18 protein-coding genes are annotated in these 18,387 nt (G+C 35.9%); 13 read left to right on the top strand and 5 right to left on the bottom strand.

All coding sequences use genetic code 11. From position 1 onward, the window contains the following. The first annotated feature begins 23 nt into the window (after window positions 1-23). Both RCH13_RS05960 and RCH13_RS05955 read left to right on the top strand, forming a co-directional pair. Window positions 24-521, top strand: coding sequence for an LptE family protein (locus tag RCH13_RS05960; protein ID WP_326986488.1), 498 nt, complete (start codon window positions 24-26; stop codon window positions 519-521). A 1-nt stretch (window position 522) separates the two neighbouring features. Continuing rightward, on the top strand, window positions 523-2,361 hold the full coding sequence (locus RCH13_RS05955; RefSeq protein WP_326986322.1) for a hypothetical protein: 1,839 nt from the start codon (window positions 523-525) through the stop codon (window positions 2,359-2,361). A 5-nt stretch (window positions 2,362-2,366) separates the two neighbouring features. Here the strand turns inward: RCH13_RS05955 and RCH13_RS05950 are convergent, their stop codons facing one another. From RCH13_RS05950 to RCH13_RS05935, 4 genes are all read right to left on the bottom strand, one after another. Continuing rightward, a complete protein-coding gene (locus tag RCH13_RS05950; protein ID WP_326986321.1) occupies window positions 2,367-3,014 on the bottom strand; it encodes a DUF4126 domain-containing protein in 648 nt (215 codons plus the stop codon). Between the two features lie 63 nt (window positions 3,015-3,077). Beyond that, window positions 3,078-3,491, bottom strand: a complete 414-nt coding sequence (gene rnpA / locus RCH13_RS05945) for a ribonuclease P protein component (RefSeq protein WP_326986320.1) — start codon at window positions 3,489-3,491, stop codon at window positions 3,078-3,080. Beyond that, complete coding sequence (locus tag RCH13_RS05940) at window positions 3,481-4,233, bottom strand: tRNA threonylcarbamoyladenosine dehydratase (RefSeq protein ID WP_326986319.1); 753 nt, start codon at window positions 4,231-4,233, stop codon at window positions 3,481-3,483. Before RCH13_RS05940 ends, rnpA begins: the two co-directional genes overlap by 11 nt. Beyond that, entirely contained in the window at window positions 4,234-4,863 is a 630-nt protein-coding gene (locus RCH13_RS05935) for a TatD family hydrolase (RefSeq protein WP_326986318.1), read from the bottom strand. An 89-nt stretch (window positions 4,864-4,952) separates the two neighbouring features. On the opposite strand from RCH13_RS05935, the gene RCH13_RS05930 reads away from it, so the two are divergent. From RCH13_RS05930 to RCH13_RS05895, 8 genes are all read left to right on the top strand, one after another. Then, a complete protein-coding gene (locus tag RCH13_RS05930; protein WP_326986317.1) occupies window positions 4,953-5,579 on the top strand; it encodes a TetR/AcrR family transcriptional regulator in 627 nt (208 codons plus the stop codon). Window positions 5,580-5,735: 156 nt separating this feature from the next. Continuing rightward, window positions 5,736-6,707, top strand: coding sequence for an outer membrane protein assembly factor BamD (locus RCH13_RS05925; RefSeq protein WP_326986316.1), 972 nt, complete (start codon window positions 5,736-5,738; stop codon window positions 6,705-6,707). 41 nt (window positions 6,708-6,748) lie between these two features. Then, complete coding sequence (locus tag RCH13_RS05920; RefSeq protein ID WP_326986315.1) at window positions 6,749-7,072, top strand: DNA-directed RNA polymerase subunit omega; 324 nt, start codon at window positions 6,749-6,751, stop codon at window positions 7,070-7,072. Window positions 7,073-7,208: 136 nt separating this feature from the next. After that, window positions 7,209-8,414, top strand: a complete 1,206-nt coding sequence (gene coaBC / locus RCH13_RS05915; RefSeq protein WP_326986314.1) for a bifunctional phosphopantothenoylcysteine decarboxylase/phosphopantothenate--cysteine ligase CoaBC — start codon at window positions 7,209-7,211, stop codon at window positions 8,412-8,414. Between the two features lie 37 nt (window positions 8,415-8,451). Beyond that, window positions 8,452-9,357, top strand: coding sequence for a type IX secretion system protein PorD (gene porD, locus RCH13_RS05910; RefSeq protein ID WP_326986313.1), 906 nt, complete (start codon window positions 8,452-8,454; stop codon window positions 9,355-9,357). Window positions 9,358-9,493: 136 nt separating this feature from the next. Further along, complete coding sequence (locus RCH13_RS05905; protein WP_326986312.1) at window positions 9,494-11,143, top strand: DNA repair protein RecN; 1,650 nt, start codon at window positions 9,494-9,496, stop codon at window positions 11,141-11,143. Window positions 11,144-11,271: 128 nt separating this feature from the next. Next, window positions 11,272-12,738 carry a DUF5687 family protein gene (locus RCH13_RS05900; RefSeq protein WP_326986311.1) on the top strand — a complete coding sequence of 489 codons (1,467 nt, stop codon included), beginning with the start codon at window positions 11,272-11,274 and terminating at the stop codon, window positions 12,736-12,738. Between the two features lie 27 nt (window positions 12,739-12,765). After that, complete coding sequence (locus RCH13_RS05895; RefSeq protein WP_326986310.1) at window positions 12,766-13,485, top strand: ABC transporter ATP-binding protein; 720 nt, start codon at window positions 12,766-12,768, stop codon at window positions 13,483-13,485. A 114-nt stretch (window positions 13,486-13,599) separates the two neighbouring features. On the opposite strand, the gene fumC is transcribed toward RCH13_RS05895, so the two are convergent. After that, window positions 13,600-14,982 (bottom strand): class II fumarate hydratase, encoded by a 1,383-nt coding sequence (gene fumC / locus RCH13_RS05890; RefSeq protein WP_326986309.1) that lies wholly within the window; start codon window positions 14,980-14,982, stop codon window positions 13,600-13,602. 143 nt (window positions 14,983-15,125) lie between these two features. Here fumC and RCH13_RS05885 point away from each other — a divergent pair, with 143 nt between their 5' ends. From RCH13_RS05885 to RCH13_RS05875, 3 genes are all read left to right on the top strand, one after another. Next, window positions 15,126-16,187, top strand: coding sequence for a helix-turn-helix transcriptional regulator (locus RCH13_RS05885; protein ID WP_326986308.1), 1,062 nt, complete (start codon window positions 15,126-15,128; stop codon window positions 16,185-16,187). Between the two features lie 193 nt (window positions 16,188-16,380). Further along, complete coding sequence (locus RCH13_RS05880; RefSeq protein ID WP_326986307.1) at window positions 16,381-17,988, top strand: fumarate hydratase; 1,608 nt, start codon at window positions 16,381-16,383, stop codon at window positions 17,986-17,988. A 92-nt stretch (window positions 17,989-18,080) separates the two neighbouring features. After that, window positions 18,081-18,368: a hypothetical protein gene (locus tag RCH13_RS05875; protein WP_326986306.1), complete on the top strand. Its 288-nt coding sequence runs from the start codon at window positions 18,081-18,083 to the stop codon at window positions 18,366-18,368. Window positions 18,369-18,387: the final 19 nt, after the last annotated feature.

Genomic DNA, 18,387 nt, shown 5'->3' with positions numbered 1-18,387 from the left:
GCCGATTTATTGCAGTATTAACTATGGTTTTTGCTTTTTCTTTTCTTTTTTCCTCTTGTTACAGTTTCACGGGTTCTTCTTTGAGTCCAGAAACTAAAACCATTCAGATTAAAGAATTTCCAAATAATTCTGCTTTAATGAACCCGAATTTGTCTCAACAATTTTCTACGGATATCCAAAACAGATTTTTGCAACGTACTACTTTGAAAGGTGCCGCAGAAAATCCCGACATTTTGATTGAAGGAGAAATTATTGATTATTCTATTACGCCAACTACCATTTCAACTGCTGTAAACGCTCCAGGTGGAACGATTCAGGCGGCGCAAAACAAGTTGACCATCACGGTGAAAGTTCATTATGAAAATAAAGTAGAAACCGATAAAAGCTTTGATAAAACCTATTCTGATGAAGCCGTTTTTAGCAGCGATTTAGATATTAATACCATCGAAGCATCCCAAGTAAAATTGGTAAATGAGCGAATTATTAATAAAATTTTTAACGATATTGTAGCCAACTGGTAAGATGAATACAAGAATAATAGACCTTATAAAAAATCCGGAAGCAATTCAACTTCAAGATTTAGACCTGCTCCAAAAGGAAATTAAAAAAAGTCCTTACATACAGCATATCAGAGCTTTGCACCTGTATGGAGTTCATCAGTTGCAGCCAGAAAATTATCAAAAAGCACTTTCTGTAACGGCAGCTTACACCACAGATAAAAAAATATTGTATCAGTTTATCAATAAAAAAACATTGCCAGTAAAATCTGAAAATGAAAGTGTAGAAATCCCCCAAGAAATTACTCCTCCTCCCAAAATCGAGAATTATATTCGCGTAGATGAAACTGAATTAGAAGTTCCAAAACCTGTAATAATTGACGGTGTTCTTAATCGAATTTTATTTGAAGGCGAAGAAGATTTTTGGGAAACCGACCATGAAGTTATAGATCTAGAATCAACTATAGAATCTGGGATTTTGACCAAACAAAAATTGCCTAACCGAATTTCCGAGGAAGAAATTGATAAAGAAGTTGTGCCGATTCAAGTGGTAAATAATTTTGAAAAATCTGATGAGGAAGTTTTACACGACACTGATCTAACTCCCGATTTTACATCAGAAGTTATCATCAAAGGAGAAAATATAGAGGAAGAAAAGAAGGTAATTTTAAATTCTGAAGAAAAAAGTTTTCACGAAATTCCAGAATTCGACCCACAAGAAAGCCAATCCGAAGCACAAAAAGAGATTGATGCAAAAGATGAACGCACTGAAGAAAAGATCGGCCCAGAAGAGGCAGATTTAAAAAAGGAAATAGAAGCTGAAGCATTGGAAGATTCTTCTCAAATTAGTTTCCATGCAACCCAGGAATTTTTACCTGAAGTTAAAATAGAACCTTCCAGAACGGAAATTAGAAAAGCTCCACCAACTGCCTCCAAAATAAGCAAACACGAAGAAGAAATGCAGCGCCTCATTGCAGAAGTAGAGGCGAAAATGAAGTCATCAAAAAAAGAAAAAGCAGCAAAACCTACGCAAGAAATTACAACAAATACCGATGTTAATTTTTCTGAAACCCAAACTTTTGAGTTGGAAAAAGTAGAAGAAGAAGAAGAAGAAGAAGAAGAAAAAAGTGAACTCATTGAGAAAAGCAGTAATTCTACCAATCAACCTGAAGAAAGAACTTTTAGAAGAGGACAATCCAAAAGGGATGTTTTTGAAACCGATGAAAGCACGTGGAAGCCCATGAATTTCGCAGGAGAAAAACAAACAAAGGTTGTAGAACCTGTGAAGGAGATGGTAGAACCAATAAATTCTGAGAATTCTTCTTCGGAAAACAAGGAAGAAAGACCTGCACTTAATGTTTCTTTCTTCGCTCCCGATGTTACGGCTACTCCTTCAAAACCAGAGTCAGAACTTAAATCTATTGCGAAGAATGAGGAAGTTCAACCTAAAGAAAAATTAGTTGAAGAAAATATTTCGCCAGTAAAAAAAGATATTGATCGAGACAGTAATTTTCCGAAATTTCTCAATACATGGCAAAATTGGTTGAAAATTGACAGAAAAGAAGGGAAATCAGAGATTATCGTTGAAGAAGTGATCCCGACGAAAGAAACGGTTATCGAAAAATTTATTCAAAAAGAACCGAGGATTTCTAAATTAAAAGAGGAATCAGAATTTGTGGTAAAAGAACGAGATGGAAACATTTCTCACTTGATGACCGAAACTTTGGCTCAATTGTACACCAACCAAAAACTCTTTTCCAAAGCCATTAAAGCCTACCAACTTTTAGCAGATAAACATCCAGCTAAAAAAGAATATTTTCACGATAAAATTTTAGAAGTTAAAGAGTTGCGAAAAAATCCGTAATTTTTTTACTCAATATTTTTTGTTTCTACCGCTTCTACGTCAATAATTGTAGCGTTGCTTTTGGTGTTGAAATTCCGGAATTTTCTCCAAATTTTTCTACCCAAAACCAATACAACGATCAATAAAATAATCGCTACGATAAAAGCAATCACCGGTGCAGACAAGGCCAAAACCGACATAATTCCGGCACCCGCCGTTTCTGTGGTTGCTACTACAGAATTTCCGAAACCGCCCGTAGTTGCTGTAGATGCAGCGCGCGTTCCCGCAAAACCAGAACTTATTGCGGCTGCCGTTCCACCGCCCGCAATTAACGCCAAAGCCCACGTAGAAAATGTTCCTACTTCCGCAAACTGACTTGCAAACATGATGGAACCCGCAATGGTTGCTAAAGGAATTGATAAAGTATCTAACAAGTGATCCACAAAAGGAATATAGTACGCTAAGATTTCGAAAATCATGGCAATTCCCGTTGCGATTAAAGTAGGAATTCCAGAAAGCCACTCAAAATTTTCACTCATAGGGATCCAGCCCATAAAGGAGGCTAAACTCACCGCAAACATGGGTAAAAAAACCCGAAAACCTGTTGCCGCCGCAAGTCCTATTCCAATAAAAGCACTGATAACGTAGGGTAAAAATGGAATTTGATCTAGCATTTTTGATATTTTTTAAAAAGAAGAATTGAATCAAAATTACAAAAAGTTTAGAAAAATTTGTAATTATTTTTTTGATTTACAAAGGGTTAGAAAATTTTCAGCTAAAGACTGATAACTTTCTGGTGGAGTTTTAGTAATCCAGAAAATCATAGCGATTGATTGACTCCCAAAATGATCCAAATACATTTCTTTATTCAGACGATATGCTTCTCTTAAAAGTCGTTTAATCCGATTTCTATCAACGGCTCTTTTAAAAAATTTCTTCGAAACTGAAACTCCAACTTTTTGATTCATGAACTCAAACTCTTCTTGCGGAATTTTGGCAAGATCCAAATAGATAATGCGCAGATTCCCCTGAGAAAGCCATCGTCCTTTTGCAAAGAGCAAATCGATGTCTCTTTTTTGTTTGAGTTTTTCCTGCGTGGGATATTTTTGAGTCAAAATAGAATAGGGAATTAAATGAAAATTATTCAGCAAGCGCTGTTTCTTCAGTTTTAGATTTCTTCAGCAAATAATTAATTACTTCAGAGGCGGCGTACAAACCAAACATTGCCGGCATATAACTGATTGTTCCATAGAATGACCGCTTAAAATTGGCACCATCTGTCATCTGCAAACTTTCTTCATCTTGGATTTCATTAGAAAAAACACAGCGAATTCCTTTGTCAATTTTTTCTTTCTTCAGACGTTTTCGTACCTGTTTTGCCAGAAAGCAATTGTAGGTTTTACTGATGTCCCGCACCATTACTTTTGCCGGATTTATTTTTCCACCCGCACCCATGCAACTTACAATTTTAACTTTTTTTCTCCGTGCCGCGATGATTAAAGAAACTTTTGGAGACACACTGTCAATACAATCTAAAACATAGTCAAAGTTTTGATCACCAATTACTTCCACCATTCGTTCGGGTGTAAGGAACTCATTAATTTTGGTGAGCTTCAATTCTGGATTAATATCTAAAAGTCTTTCTGCTACCAATTCCACTTTATTCTTCCCAATGGTTGATTGCAACGCAGGAAGTTGCCTGTTAATGTTGGTAATATCTACAATGTCACCATCCACAATTGTTAACGTTCCCACACCTGCTCTCGCTAAAAATTCAGCCGCAAATGAACCTACTCCGCCCAATCCTACAATCAGCAGGTTCGCATTTTTTAGGTAATCCATTCCTTCCTTTTTTAAGAGAAGCTCTGATCTTTCTAGCCAATTTTTTTGCATTTATACGATAATTTTTAAAGTTTTTAAATTTTCTTCAATTTGTTCTCCCAGCACTTTCAATGGAATACATTTTAAGTCTGCGACTTTCTGATAAAGTTTTTCAATCTCAAAATCAGTTGTATCCGTTTCCAGCAATATTTTCTGGAGTGGAACTTCTTTTAAAAATTCCTGCAAATTTACATTTTCCAAAACAGATGTTCCGAAACTTAGATAAAAATCATTCGCAATCAACTCCAATCCTACAGATTTTTTCTTGTTGAAACCATGCAACACCATAGGAACTTCTGCCTTCTTACAAAGCTGAATCATTCTCTGAAATCTTTTGACACAGTGAATAATCAGGGGTTTTTGTAATTGATTTGCTAAAGAAATGTGGTGGGAAAAAATTTCTTCCTGTAGTTGATCCGCGACATTAATCAGACCATCCAATCCACATTCACCAATCGCCAAACAATTTTTTAGCTGTGCAGTTTCTTGCAACCAAAGCAGTTGTTCCTCAAACCCAGGAAGAATAGACTTTGGATGAATTCCAGTTGAAAATGAGCTATTATGCAAATCTTGTCCAAAATCAATATTAAAAATACCATGTTTCTCATGAGGATTGTGGTGGTGAAAATTGAAAAATTTCATCTTCAAAAATAAAAAAAAGGATTAGAGAATTCTTAAACAATTGTTTTAAAACCGTTAAAATTTTGTTAACTTTACTTCAAATACCACCCATGAAGAAAAAATTTTCCGAAAAACAAATCCATATTTTAGACGTTGCCGAAAAGCTTATCGCTAAAAAAGGGTTTGAAGGAACCTCTGTCCGCGACATTTCTACGAGCGCAAATATTAACGTGGCTATGATTTCCTATTATTTCGGATCCAAAGAAAAGATGATGTCTTATCTCTACCGCTACCGCGTGCAGAAGACGCGGGAAAGTTTTGCGGAATTTGCAGAAATCATTAAAGAGGGAAAACCGGAAATGCAGATGAAAGAATTGGTGAAATTCGTGGTGAGTCAATTATTTAAGTTTAATTATTTTCATGGTTTTGTCACTCAGGAATTAAGACACACGGAACATTTAAAAGATGACTTATTAGAATTCTATACTACCTTCACCACCAAAATTGATGATGTTATTAAAAAAGGGGTGACTACGGGAATTTTCACCAATGCGCCAAAACCAGAAGACATTTTAACTCTGATTGTGGGTTCATCTCTCTTCGTCATCAGAAATAAAAATTTTTATGAGTTGTACGTTTCGGGAAAAGAAGAAAATTATCTTCAAGAAGCAGAAAAAAAAGTTTTAGCCAATCTGTTAGTCACCGTTTTCTCAGTTTTGGGGTATCAAGCGTATTAATTGATCCTACTAAGATTTTAATTGGGTGATAAACAAAAAATTGCGGTTAATTAATAGTTAAATACTCATAAAAAATAATCTATTGACAAAAAAATGATATTTTTGCAAACTGAACCGCAGAAATTAGAAAAAAGCTTTTTCTGCTTGAATTGATTTATGAAAAAATATTTGATGATACTCCTTGCATTTTTTATTTTGTCTGCATGTAAGACAAGCCAAGATATGGCAATGAAAAGTGCTGATAAAGGCTTTATTTTAAAGGTAGCGAATGAAAAATTCGAGAGTAAAAAATGGGCAGATGCCTTGGTTCTGTATGAAAGACTTTCTAATTTAGTAGCGGGTACAGATGATGCTCCGAATGTAGTTTACAATTCTGCCTATGCTAACTACTATGACAAAAATTACAAATTAGCAGGACATCAGTTTAAAAATTTCGCAGTTACTTTTCCCCAAGATCCACGTGCTGAAGACGCTTCTTACATGTCTGCGCTTTGCTATTACGAGGGATCAATGGATTATAATTTAGATCAAACCAATACAGAGTTAGCGATTAATGAGCTTCAAAACTTCTTAAATAATTATCCTAATTCTGAAAAGTCAAAGAACATCAATGATTTAATTGAAGAATTGACCTATAAATTAGAATTTAAATCTTTCGAAAACGCGAAACAATATTATAAAATGGCTGATTACAAGGCCGCAAATGTTTCTTTCGAGAATGTTTTAAATGACTTCCCAAGTACAAAATTAAGACCTGCCATTTACGAATATATCTTAAAGTCTAGATATGAACTGGCCGTAAATTCTATTTATGATTTAAAGAAAGACCGTATTGAAAGTGCTATAGCTTTTGCCAAACAAGTAGAAAGCGAAATGCCAAATACGGATAAAGCGAAAGAGGCCACTGATTTGCGTAATAAATTGATGAAAGAAAAAGCAGATTTCTCAGAAGTTGAAAAGAAAGTAGAGATTAGAAAAAAAGAATTTGCAGACCAACAAAAATTAGAAGCCCAAAAAAGCATAGAGAAAAAGCAAGCTGAAGATGAGATCAAAGCTGATCAAACCAAAAGAGACAGCGCTGCACTTTCTACTCCATTGCCAGCAGCAACTTTCAATATCAAAAAATAAACTGTATATTTGCAGACTTAAAATATAATAATCCACTGACAATGAGCGTAAAAGATTCCAAAGCAGAATTAAGTACTATTACATACGACAGAGATAAAATTGAAGAAAACGTTGGTTCTATCTATGAAGCTATTGTAGTTATGGGGAAAAGAGCAGAACAAATCAACGCAGAAATCCGTTCAGAACTTCACAGTAAGTTAGACGAGTTTGCGGTGCATAATTCTACTTTAGAAGAAGTTTTTGAAAACAGAGAGCAAATTGAAATCTCTAAACATTACGAAAAACTTCCGAAACCAACTTCTATCGCTATCCAAGAATGGTTAGACGGTGAAATCTATTTCAGACATACAGAAGAAAGAAACTAATTTCCTTTTTTCAAAAAATACCAGTCGCAAAAGCATTTCCTTTTGCGATTTTTTATTTTTCAGAATTACGCGAATTTCTCAAAAAACCTTTCAGAAAAAATTCCCTATTTTCGTTTCACTTAAAAACTCCACTACCATGAGCCTTGAAGGTAAAAGAATTCTCATCAGCGTTTCAGGCGGAATTGCCGCTTACAAAATTAATTTTTTGGTTAGAATGCTGATCAAAAAAGGTGCAGAAGTTCAAGTTTTGCTCACGCCAGCTGCCGAAAATTTTGTTTCGAAACTTACGCTTTCTACCCTTTCGAAAAAACCTGTTTATTCTGAATTCTATTCAGAAAATGGCACTTGGAATAATCACGTGGATTTGGCTTTGTGGGCAGACTTAATGATTGTTGCACCTTGCACCGCAAATACCTTATCGAAAATGGTTCATGGCTTGTGCGATAATTTAGTGATTGCGACGTACCTCTCTGCAAAATGTCCAGTTTTCATAGCACCCGCTATGGATTTGGATATGTATGAACATCCTTCAACACGGCAAAATTTAGAAATGGCGGAAGATTTTGGACATGTGGTTATTCCTGCAGAATCTGGAGAATTGGCAAGTGGATTAAATGGACCAGGAAGAATGGCTGAACCGGCACATATTGTTGCCGCCATCGAAACATTTTTCTCCCAAAATCAAGCTCTAAAAAATCTCGCAGGAAAAACTATACTCATTACAGCTGGACCCACGCATGAAGCCATCGATCCCGTTCGATTTATTGGGAATCACTCTTCGGGAAAAATGGGTTTTTCTTTGGCTGAAGAAGCTGCAAAACGTGGTGCAAAAGTCATTCTCATTTCGGGTCCAAGTTCGCTTCAAACGAATTATGAGAATATTTCGCTTCATCGCGTAACCTCCGCGAAAGAAATGTTTGACAAAGTTTTTGAATATTATAAAGAGGTGGACATTGCCATTGCAAGTGCCGCAGTTGCAGATTATGCACCCAAAGAAATTGCGGTGGAAAAAATTAAAAAAAGCGATGATTCCCTATTCATTGAACTGATTAAAAATCCAGATATTTTAAAAACAATGGGTGATCAAAAGACCCACCAGTTTTTAGTGGGATTTGCCTTGGAAACTCAAGATGAAGAAGCGCATGCTAAAGGAAAACTGGAGAAGAAGAACTTAGATATGATTGTGCTCAATTCTCTGCGAGATGAAGGCGCTGGTTTTCAGAAAGACACCAATAAAATTAAAATCATCACCAAATCCGATATAAAATCTTTTGATTTAAAGTCTAAGGAAGATGTTGCGAAAGACATTTTAAACTTCGTGGAAGAACAAATGTCAAAATAATATCACTAAATTTCCGTTCTCAAATTTTACCTTTAACATGAAGAAACTCCTTTCCATATTTCTCCTTATCTTAAGTTTTAATCTGGCTTTTTCCCAAGAATTGATTGCTACCGTTCAAGTGAATGCACAGCAATTAGGCGGGAGTAATACACAGGTTTTCAAAACTTTAGAAAAAAACCTGCGCGATTTCATTAACAATACAAGTTGGACTGGTAAAAAGTTGCAAAACTTTGAAAAAATCAAATGCAATTTTGCCATTATTATTTCCGAAAGATCAGGAAGCAGTAATTTTAAAGGAAGCATTGTAGTACAGGCGGTTCGTCCGGTTTTTAATACCACTTATGATACGCCACTTTTGAACTTGAATGATACCAACTTTGGTTTTGAATATACCGAAAATGAGAATTTAGTTTTCAATGAAAGACAATTCTCAGGCAAAAATTTAATCGATGTGGTCAGCTTTTACGTTTATACAATTTTGGGCTATGATGCAGACAGTTTCAAAGTGATGGGCGGCCAACAATATTTTGAGAAAGCACAAAAAATTTCTAACAATTCCCAAAATCAAAATTACGCAGGCTGGTCTTTAATTGAAGGTCCGAAAACACGTGCCGCGCTGATTGACAACATGCTTAAACCAGAGCAGAATATTCTCAGAAATATGTATTACACTTACCACCGCGCTGGTTTGGATAATATGGGAAAACAAGATATTACCTCCTCTAAAAAAATTATAGCAGACGCTTTGATGCAATTGAAAAATTATGAAAATAATTTTCAGCTCAATTATCCGGTGAATATTTTCATCGACACGAAAAAGCAGGAAATATTTGACATTTTCGAGACGGGTAATAATGCTAATATTCAAATGGCAGATTTAAAAACCCTTTTCATTACACTCTCTCCCAAAGATATAGACAGCAAATGGAATAAGTGGAAGTAGCGTCTCTGATTTCACCTTCGTCATAATCTCACGTATTCTCTTTTTAATTTTCGGAATTGTACTTTTGCAGAGCTCATCTAAAATGTGGGTTTTAAGATGAAAATCCACGTCATTCATTAATTGGTTTTTTTTACTCATGCTTTCAAAAATTTTCATTCAAAATTTTGCACTTATTGATTCTTTGGAAATTACTTTAAACAAAGGTTTACAGGTAATCACAGGAGAAACTGGTGCTGGAAAATCAATTATTCTCGGCGCCTTGCGTCTGATTTTGGGCGAAAGAGCAGATGTAAAATCGATCCAAAATTCTGCCTCAAAAAGTATTGTAGAAGCCGAATTCACGCTACAAGAAAATTTCAAAAATTTCTTTGAAGAAAATGATTTGGATTTCGAAGCGCAAACTATTATTCGCCGAGAAATTTTGCCAACTGGTAAATCCAGAGCTTTTGTGAATGATGTTCCCGTGACTTTAGAAATTTTAAAAAATATTTCTTCTCAACTAATTGATATTCATTCCCAATTTGAAACTTCTAATTTATTTGATGAAGTTTATCAATTTAGCATCATCGATGGTTTATCTAAGAATAAAATCAATATTGTAAAATACCAAGAGCAATTTTCGGAGTACAAAAAATTTCAAAAAGAACTGGAACTTTACAAAAGACAACTGATCGAAGGTAACAGGGAAAAGGATTATCAAATCTTTTTGTGGGAGGAATTAGACGCGGCGAATTTGGATGAATTCAATTTAGAAGAGCTTCAAAATCAGCTAAGTCGCCATGAAAATGCGGAATCAATTGTTGAAGGTCTTTCTCAAATTTTCGAAAAATTAGACCGAGAAGAAACGGGCGTTTTGGATTCTTTGCTAGAAGTTAAAACCAAACTTTCGAAAGTGGCTGCGCTTTCCCATGAATACACGGAACTTTCTGCGCGATTTGAAGAAAACTTTGTAGAATTTAAAGATTTACTTTTTGAACTTCAAAATCAAGCTGAACACATGGAAGTGAATCCAGAAAACATGTTCGATTTAAATGAGAAGATCAATAAAATTAATGCGCTCTTTCTGAAACATCACGTCAATTCCGTGGATGAATTAAAAACCATCCGAGATGAGATCGCAGAAAAGCAAGGCAGTTTTACTGATTTGGAAAATGTCATCATTAAAACTGAAAAGAAAATTTCTGATGCCGAAATCCAACTGTCTAAAATGGCGATTGACCTTGCGAAAAACAGAGCGAAATCCACCCCTATTTTCATTAAAAAAACAGAAGAACTTCTAAAAAGATTAGGTTTAGAAAAAGCGAAGATTGAAGTAGAACTTACAGAAAATGCAGCATTTAATAATTTTGGTAAACAAAATATTCAATTGCTTTTCCAGGCGAATTCTGGCTTTCCTTTAAAACCTATCCAAAGCGCAATTTCTGGCGGCGAACGATCCCGCGTGATGCTTTCTATTAAAAAATTAATGGCAGAAAATGCAGAACTTCCGACTTTAATTTTGGATGAAATTGATACTGGAGTTTCTGGAAAAGTGGCGGAAGAAATTGGAATTGTCATGAAAGAAATGTCCCAGAACATGCAACTCATCGTCATCAGTCACTTGGCTCAAGTCGCTGCTAAAGGCAATAACAATTACAAAGTCATCAAGCGAGAAGTTTCTGGAAAAACTCAAACCACCATTATTTCTTTAAACCAAGAAGAAAAACTGCAAGAAATTGCTCAATTGCTTTCTGGTGCACAAATCACAGAAGCTGCCGTTTCTCAGGCAAAAGAATTGATGAAGTAAAAATTTATCGTGATACATTTTCCCTTTTCAGCAGTCCTGGCTTTTTTGCGGAATCTATAATTTTTCTATTTAAATAAATTTCTTGTAACATTTTACTTACTTTTAGACTTATCTAGAAAAGGAAGATTATGTATATAAGACTTTTACAATTTGAACTGAAAAATTTTCTACGGAATCCACAATTTGGCGCTAATCTCGGCATGAAAATTTTGATGTTTTTTGGAATGGCCTACATGAGCGCGATTTTTGTGGCGCTGCCTTTTTTACTTTATTTCTTTGCGAAAAAGAAGATGGTTGCTGATCCGCTTCTCCTTTTCTGTCAATTCTTTATTTACTATTGGGCTTTTGATTTGCTCATCCGCTATTTTATTCAGCAGATGCCTACGCAAAATATTAAACCTTTTTTAACCTTAGGTCTCACCAAGAAAAAGTTGGTAAAATACACGCTATTAAAAATTTTATTTAATTTTTTCAATTGGGGAAATCTTCTTTTTCTAATTCCCTTTGCCGGCCTCCTTATTATTGATGGCGGTTTCTCCACGATTCAAGTACTCCTATTTACCCTTGGGATTTTCGCCGTGTTCTATGTAAACAACTTTCTCAATATTTTTCTAAATGGCAAGAATGCCGTTTTATACTCGGTTTTTGGAGTGATGGCAATTTTCGCGGCCTTAGAATATTTAGGAATTGTACAACTTTCCGCCTATTCCGAAAAGATATTTTATAGTTTTTATGCAGTTCCGGGACTTTTTCTTATTCCTGTGATTTTAGCAATAGGTGCCGCTTATCTTGCCTACAAAGAAATTTACACCAACTTTTATTTAGACCGGGGTTTAGAGCTGAAGAAAGAAGTGGGCAGAACGGAAAACATTGATTTCCTTAATAAATATGGGGTCATTGGAACTTTTATCAACAATGATATTCGTTTATTAAAAAGAAGCAAAGCCGCAAAATCAGCCTTAATCGCAAGTTCATTTTTTCTCTTTTATGGCCTCCTAACGTTCACGAAAGGGTATGACAATAGTTTTATGCAGCTTTTCACAGGTATTTTCGTGACGGGTGGATTCATGCTCATGTTTGGCCAGCGCGTTCCAAGTTGGGACAGTTCTTATTATCCACTCATGATGACGCAAAATGTACCTTACAAAAAATACCTGCAGGCAAAATGGGCGCTTCTTGTAATCGGCATCTTTGTTTCCATCATTATTGCCTCCCTTTATTTGCTGGTAAGTTGGGAGTTTTATCTCACCGTACTCGCTGCAGGTTTGTATAATTTGGGGGTCAATGCTTACATCACTCTTTTGGCAGGTGCATTCAATAAAAAACCGATAGACCTCAATTCGAAGAGTAAATCTTTCGGTGGTGGAGCCAATAGCTTCAATATGAAAACAATTTTGCTCACCATTCCACAACTTCTTTTACCGATGGCTGTTTTTGCAGGAGTGAAATATTTTCTGGGAATTTATCCTGCAGTAGCGAGTTTAGGTGTTTTAGGAATCATCGGTTTCTTGTTTCGGGATAAAGTGTTTGACATGATTGTAAAAGTTTACAAGACCGAAAAATATTCTACCCTAGACTCTTTCAAAAAAGTATAATACCAATTTCATTTTAAAATTAACAACATGATTACGATTCAAAATATATCCAAAGTTTACGGGCCGAAAAAAGTTCTTCACATCGAAAACCTAGTTATTCCAAAAGGAGAAAGTTTCGGTTTGGTCGGAAATAACGGTGCTGGAAAAACCACGCTTTTCAGTTTACTCTTAGATTTAATAGAATCGTCTACGGGTTTTATCGAAATTGATGGCAACAAAGTTCATGAGAATGAAATCTGGAAAAACAAGGTTTCAGCCTTCATCGATGACACTTTTCTCATCGGTTATTTAACGCCCGAAGAATATTTCTACTTTTTGGGTGAACTTCGCGGACAGACCAAAGCAAACGTAGACGAATTTCTAAAACAATTTGCCGATTTTTTTAATGGCGAAATTTTAGATGCAAAAAAATACGTGCGTGATTTATCGAAAGGAAACCAGAAAAAAGTCGGAATTGTGGGAGCTTTAATCGGAACTCCAGAAATTATTGTTCTGGATGAACCATTTGCAAACCTAGACCCTTCTACGCAGATTAAATTGAAAAAACTTATTAAAAACTGGTCTCAAAATGAACAGGTGACTTTCTTAATTTCCAGCCATGATTTGGCGCATACCACCGAAGTGAGCAACAGAATAGTTTTGCTGGATAAAGGTGAACTGGTAAAAGACATCATCACCACCCCAGAAACATTACAAGAACTGGAAGATTTCTTCGCACATTCTGTGGAAAATGAAGTCACCGTTTAAATTAGCAGATCAGCTTAAAAAAAGAAAAAAATTCCGAGCAAGCCGCCCAGAATTTTTATATTTAAAATAATGGAGGAAAGTCTTTGGTCTTTTGTCTATTATCTATTAGTCTTTTTAAACCATATCTTCCGGTTTCACCCATTCATCAAATTGTTCCGCCGTGAGCAAACCCAAATTCACCGCTTCTTCTTTTAAAGTCGTTCCGTTTTTATGCGCAGTTTTTGCAATTTTTGCCGCATTTTCATATCCGATGTTCGTATTTAGAGCAGTCACCAACATTAAGGATTTTTCAACGAGTTCTTTAATTCTGGGTTTATTCGGCTCAATACCAACTGCACAGTGATCATTAAAGGAAATACAAGCATCGCCCAAAAGTTGCGCAGATTGCAAGAAATTATGCGCCATTACAGGTTTAAAAACATTCAATTCAAAATTTCCTTGCGTTCCCGCGAAAGAAATCGTGGTATCGTTCCCTAAAACTTGCGCACAAACCATGGTCATTGCTTCATTTTGGGTAGGATTTACTTTCCCTGGCATGATGGAAGAACCCGGTTCATTTTCTGGAATATGAATTTCGCCGATTCCAGATCTCGGTCCTGAAGCCAGAAATCGAATATCCTGCGCAATTTTGTAAAGAGAAACCGCCAATTGTTTTAACGCGCCGTGACTTTCTACCATCGCGTCATGCGCAGCGAGCGCTTCAAATTTATTGGGCGCCGTAACAAATGGTAGTCCGGTAAATTCTGAAATATATTTTGCCACCAAAACATCGTAACCCTTTGGCGTATTTAAACCCGTTCCAACTGCGGTTCCACCTAAAGCGATTTCCTGTAAATGTTCAAAAGTATGAGTGATCGCTTTCACTGCGTAATCCAATTGCGCCACGTAACCCGAAAATTCCTGACCCAAAGTCAAAGGAGTTGCATCCATTAAATGCGTTCGTCCAATTTTTACCACCGATTTAAAACTTTCTGCTTTTTCATGCAAAGTATTTCGCAACTTTTCTACAGCGGGCAAGGTATGTTCTACCACTTTTTTATAGGCCGCAATGTGCATTGCAGTAGGAAATGTATCGTTTGAACTTTGGGATTTGTTCACATCATCGTTGGGATGAACTTCAGATTTTTCTCCTAAAGTTCCGCCGTTATTAACGTGTGCTTTATTTGAAATAACCTCGTTCATATTCATATTAGATTGTGTTCCAGAACCAGTTTGCCAAATCACAAGTGGAAATTGATCATTTAATTTTCCTTCCAAAATTTCCTCGCAAACTTTTGCAATCATGTCTCTCTTTTCATTGGTAAGAACTCCCAGGTCAGCGTTGGTAAAAGCTGCAGCTTTCTTTAAATAGGCAAAAGCTTCTATAATTTCATGCGGCATTGAACCTTCAGGACCAATTTTAAAATTATTTCTGGACCTTTCCGTTTGTGCACCCCAAAATTTATCTGCAGGAACTTGTACATCGCCCATCGTATCTTTTTCTAGTCTGTAATTCATTGTTTGTAATTTATATTTTTAAAATTAAGGAATTTAAAAGGGACCGCAAAAAGTTGCTATGATAAAAATTCATTGATTATTTTGAAAAGATTGATCATAACACTTTTGAAATCACTATTTTTATTGTTATAAATACTCTGAGAATGTCTGAAAAGTCAAAAAGATTAATGATGATTTACAGCCGGTTAAAATCTGGTCCCGTAACAATTGAAATGCTTTCTTCTTGGGCGAGTAAAAATGAAGTTCAAATTTCTTCCCGCAGTTTTTATCGGGATTTAGCCGATTTAGAAAATTCTATCATCCCTGCCAATGAAAAACTAGTAGTCTCAGTAGGAGAAAAAAATAGAAAAACTTGGAAGATTGAATACATTAATGATGAGAAGCCTTTAACTGAATTTGATATTAATTCTTATATTCTCTTTCAAAATTTTATGCCGCTTTCTATTGTTTCCTCCAGGAGCGATTCTTTGGAAAAAATAACGCGCCTTTTCTATCAAAAATACAGTAAAAGTCAGTTTGAGCATTTTGTAGATGTTGCCAAATCCCAGATCAAAGCAAGCCATTTCTATGAAGGATCAGTTTTCGGCAATTATGGTAAAATTCTAGATGACTGTATCTGGAGTATTCAAAATAAAAGAAAAATGCAATTAATCGCTATCAACTATGATTATACTTCTCTATCCAAAAAAGTAGCATTTCCACAGATTTTTTATCCTGTGCAGATTCTTTATCACCGCGGCGTGGTTCATGTTTCTGGTTTTTTACAAGATGACAGTCAATTGATTGTGTTAGGTTTAGATCAAATCGAACAATACAAATTAACCAATGATTTATTTGAAAATAAAGATTATGTTAATCAGGTAGAAGTTGCTTTGTCTAAAAGATTTGGAATTACACAAAACATCAATGACGAAGTTTACGATATTGAAATCATTTTAGGTGAGCGTACAGGAAGGTTTGTGACTAAATTATTTTGGCATGAATCGCAGCATTTTAAAAAATTAGAAGATGGCAATTTCTTAATGACGATGAAGTGTGGCATAAACCGAGAACTTATTGGCTGGATTTTTCAGTGGATGTCTAATGCAAAAGTTTTAAAGCCAGATCTACTAAAAGAACTTATTCTGGAAAAATATAATGAAATGATACAAATATACGATGTAGATAAATCGCTGATTTCTAATAACTCCTATCATCCATCGTAGGTGGTTGACATATTTTGACAATTAAATATATTATCTTTGTTTTACTCAAATGATGAAGAAAGAATTTGGAACCGATTCTTTTTCAGAATCTTACGAAGAGCGAGAAGTTAACCAACTTCTCGCTCTTTTTTTGTCACCTTATTACATCCTACCCTCTTTAATTTCCTTAATTTTGCGGGTCTAAAATACATCCATGGATTTTCACTACCAAGAACCTTACCCAATTTTAAAAGAGGATACGCAATACAGAAAGATTACCTCAGAATATGTAAAAACAGAAATGGTAGGCGATCGCGAAATCTTGACTATCGATCCAAAAGGTTTAGAATTGTTAGCGGAAAATGCATTAGCTGATGTTTCTTTCATGCTAAGATCTTCCCATCTACAGAAATTAAAAAATATCATTGATGATCCGGAAGCTACAGATAATGACCGTTTTGTAGCTTATAATCTTCTACAAAATGCCGCGGTCGCCATAGAAGGAGCTTTGCCATCTTGCCAAGATACCGGAACTGCAATCTGCGCCGCAAAAAAAGGGGAAAATGTTTACACCGGCGCAGTTGACGCCGAATGGATCTCAAAAGGAATCTACAACACCTATCAAAAAAGAAATTTAAGATATTCTCAAATTGTTCCATTGACCATGTTCGAGGAAAAAAATTCTGGTTCCAATCTTCCGGCTCAAATCGATATTTATGCAGAAATAGGAAACGAGTACAAATTCCTATTTTTAGCAAAAGGTGGTGGTTCCGCCAACAAAACTTTTCTCTATCAAAAAACAAAATCCCTACTCAACGAAAATTCATTTGATGCTTTTGTGCGTGAAAGAATAATGGATTTGGGTACAGCGGCCTGTCCACCCTATCATTTGGCGTTGGTAATTGGTGGAACTTCTGCGGAAGCCAACTTAGCCGCCGTCAAAAAAGCGAGTGCCGGATATTACGATCATCTTCCAACTGAAGGAAATATGGGTGGTCAAGCTTTCCGTGATTTGGAATGGGAAAAAAGAGTTCAGAAGATATGCCAAGAAAGTTCTATCGGAGCACAGTTTGGTGGAAAATATTTAACTCATGATGTACGCGTGATCCGCCTTCCTCGTCATGCAGCGAGTTGTCCGGTCGGAATGGGCGTTTCCTGTTCTGCGGATCGAAACATCAAAGGAAAAATAACCAAGGATGGAATTTTTGTAGAACAACTGGAAGTGAATCCAAAACAGTTCCTTCCTTTAACGCCACCACATTTAGAACCAGCGGTGCCCATCGATTTAAATCAACCGATGCCAGCAATTTTAGCAGAACTTTCCAAATATCCGATTAAAACCCGATTAAGTCTTAACGGAACTTTAATTGTAGCCAGAGATATCGCCCACGCAAAAATCAAAGAACTTTTGGACAGCGGAAAAGCGATGCCAGAATATTTTAAAAATCACCCTATTTATTACGCAGGTCCCGCAAAAACTCCGACAGGAATGGCATCTGGAAGTTTCGGACCAACAACAGCGGGAAGAATGGATGTTTATGTGGACGAATTTCAATCCCATGGCGGAAGTATGATTATGCTTGCGAAAGGAAACCGCAGCAAAGACGTAACAAATGCCTGTCACAAATACGGTGGATTTTACTTAGGATCAATCGGCGGTCCCGCTGCAATTTTAGCAAAAGAAAACATCACTTCCGTAGAAGTTGTTGATTTTGAAGAACTTGGTATGGAAGCCGTTCGAAAAATTGAAATTAAAAATTTCCCTGCCTTTATTATTTCAGATGATAAAGGAAATGACTTTTTCGATTCGATCGCCCACTAAGCGTATTTAAAATCAGTTTAAATTATAAAAATCAGCGGTAAATCTTTTGTACCAAACAAAATTTAGCTTATTTTTGCCTAAAATCTATTACAATGATAATGTTATCCGCATTCTGGCCTTTCTACCAATTCCTTTGGACGGTTTATTTCATTTTGATGTTTCTGGTTGGATTCTGGTGTATCTTTATGTTTTTCGGCTACGTTATTCCATTGTGGTTAACCGCAGGATTGCGTGAATATTTTGGTAAAACGAAACCTTTTGATCCAGAGGAAATTAGAAGAAAAACATTATCTGAGCAAGAAGGTGTAGAATTGGTTTACAGCAATCCAAAAGGACACGGTCCATTTCTTCATACTCATGACAATCACGGTCATCACTAGGTGATGTCATTGCTTTCCC

This window comes from Chryseobacterium sp. MP_3.2 (assembly GCF_035984805.1).
Lineage (GTDB): Bacteria > Bacteroidota > Bacteroidia > Flavobacteriales > Weeksellaceae > Kaistella.
The sequence above is the reverse complement of the archived record's forward strand: the minus strand, read 5'-3'. Positions and strand labels throughout refer to the sequence as shown.

Coding starts and splice junctions, on each gene's coding strand:
- fumC (WP_326986309.1), bottom strand. CDS start 14,982: ATGAATTACAGACTAGAAAAAGATACGATGGGCGATGTACAAGTTCCT.
- RCH13_RS05940 (WP_326986319.1), bottom strand. CDS start 4,233: ATGCAAAAAAATTGGCTAGAAAGATCAGAGCTTCTCTTAAAAAAGGAA.
- RCH13_RS05900 (WP_326986311.1), top strand. CDS start 11,272: ATGTATATAAGACTTTTACAATTTGAACTGAAAAATTTTCTACGGAAT.
- coaBC (WP_326986314.1), top strand. CDS start 7,209: ATGAGCCTTGAAGGTAAAAGAATTCTCATCAGCGTTTCAGGCGGAATT.
- RCH13_RS05925 (WP_326986316.1), top strand. CDS start 5,736: ATGAAAAAATATTTGATGATACTCCTTGCATTTTTTATTTTGTCTGCA.
- RCH13_RS05880 (WP_326986307.1), top strand. CDS start 16,381: ATGGATTTTCACTACCAAGAACCTTACCCAATTTTAAAAGAGGATACG.
- porD (WP_326986313.1), top strand. CDS start 8,452: ATGAAGAAACTCCTTTCCATATTTCTCCTTATCTTAAGTTTTAATCTG.
- RCH13_RS05950 (WP_326986321.1), bottom strand. CDS start 3,014: ATGCTAGATCAAATTCCATTTTTACCCTACGTTATCAGTGCTTTTATT.
- RCH13_RS05935 (WP_326986318.1), bottom strand. CDS start 4,863: ATGAAATTTTTCAATTTTCACCACCACAATCCTCATGAGAAACATGGT.
- RCH13_RS05930 (WP_326986317.1), top strand. CDS start 4,953: ATGAAGAAAAAATTTTCCGAAAAACAAATCCATATTTTAGACGTTGCC.
- RCH13_RS05885 (WP_326986308.1), top strand. CDS start 15,126: ATGTCTGAAAAGTCAAAAAGATTAATGATGATTTACAGCCGGTTAAAA.
- RCH13_RS05875 (WP_326986306.1), top strand. CDS start 18,081: ATGATAATGTTATCCGCATTCTGGCCTTTCTACCAATTCCTTTGGACG.
- RCH13_RS05960 (WP_326986488.1), top strand. CDS start 24: ATGGTTTTTGCTTTTTCTTTTCTTTTTTCCTCTTGTTACAGTTTCACG.
- RCH13_RS05920 (WP_326986315.1), top strand. CDS start 6,749: ATGAGCGTAAAAGATTCCAAAGCAGAATTAAGTACTATTACATACGAC.
- RCH13_RS05905 (WP_326986312.1), top strand. CDS start 9,494: ATGCTTTCAAAAATTTTCATTCAAAATTTTGCACTTATTGATTCTTTG.
- RCH13_RS05955 (WP_326986322.1), top strand. CDS start 523: ATGAATACAAGAATAATAGACCTTATAAAAAATCCGGAAGCAATTCAA.
- RCH13_RS05895 (WP_326986310.1), top strand. CDS start 12,766: ATGATTACGATTCAAAATATATCCAAAGTTTACGGGCCGAAAAAAGTT.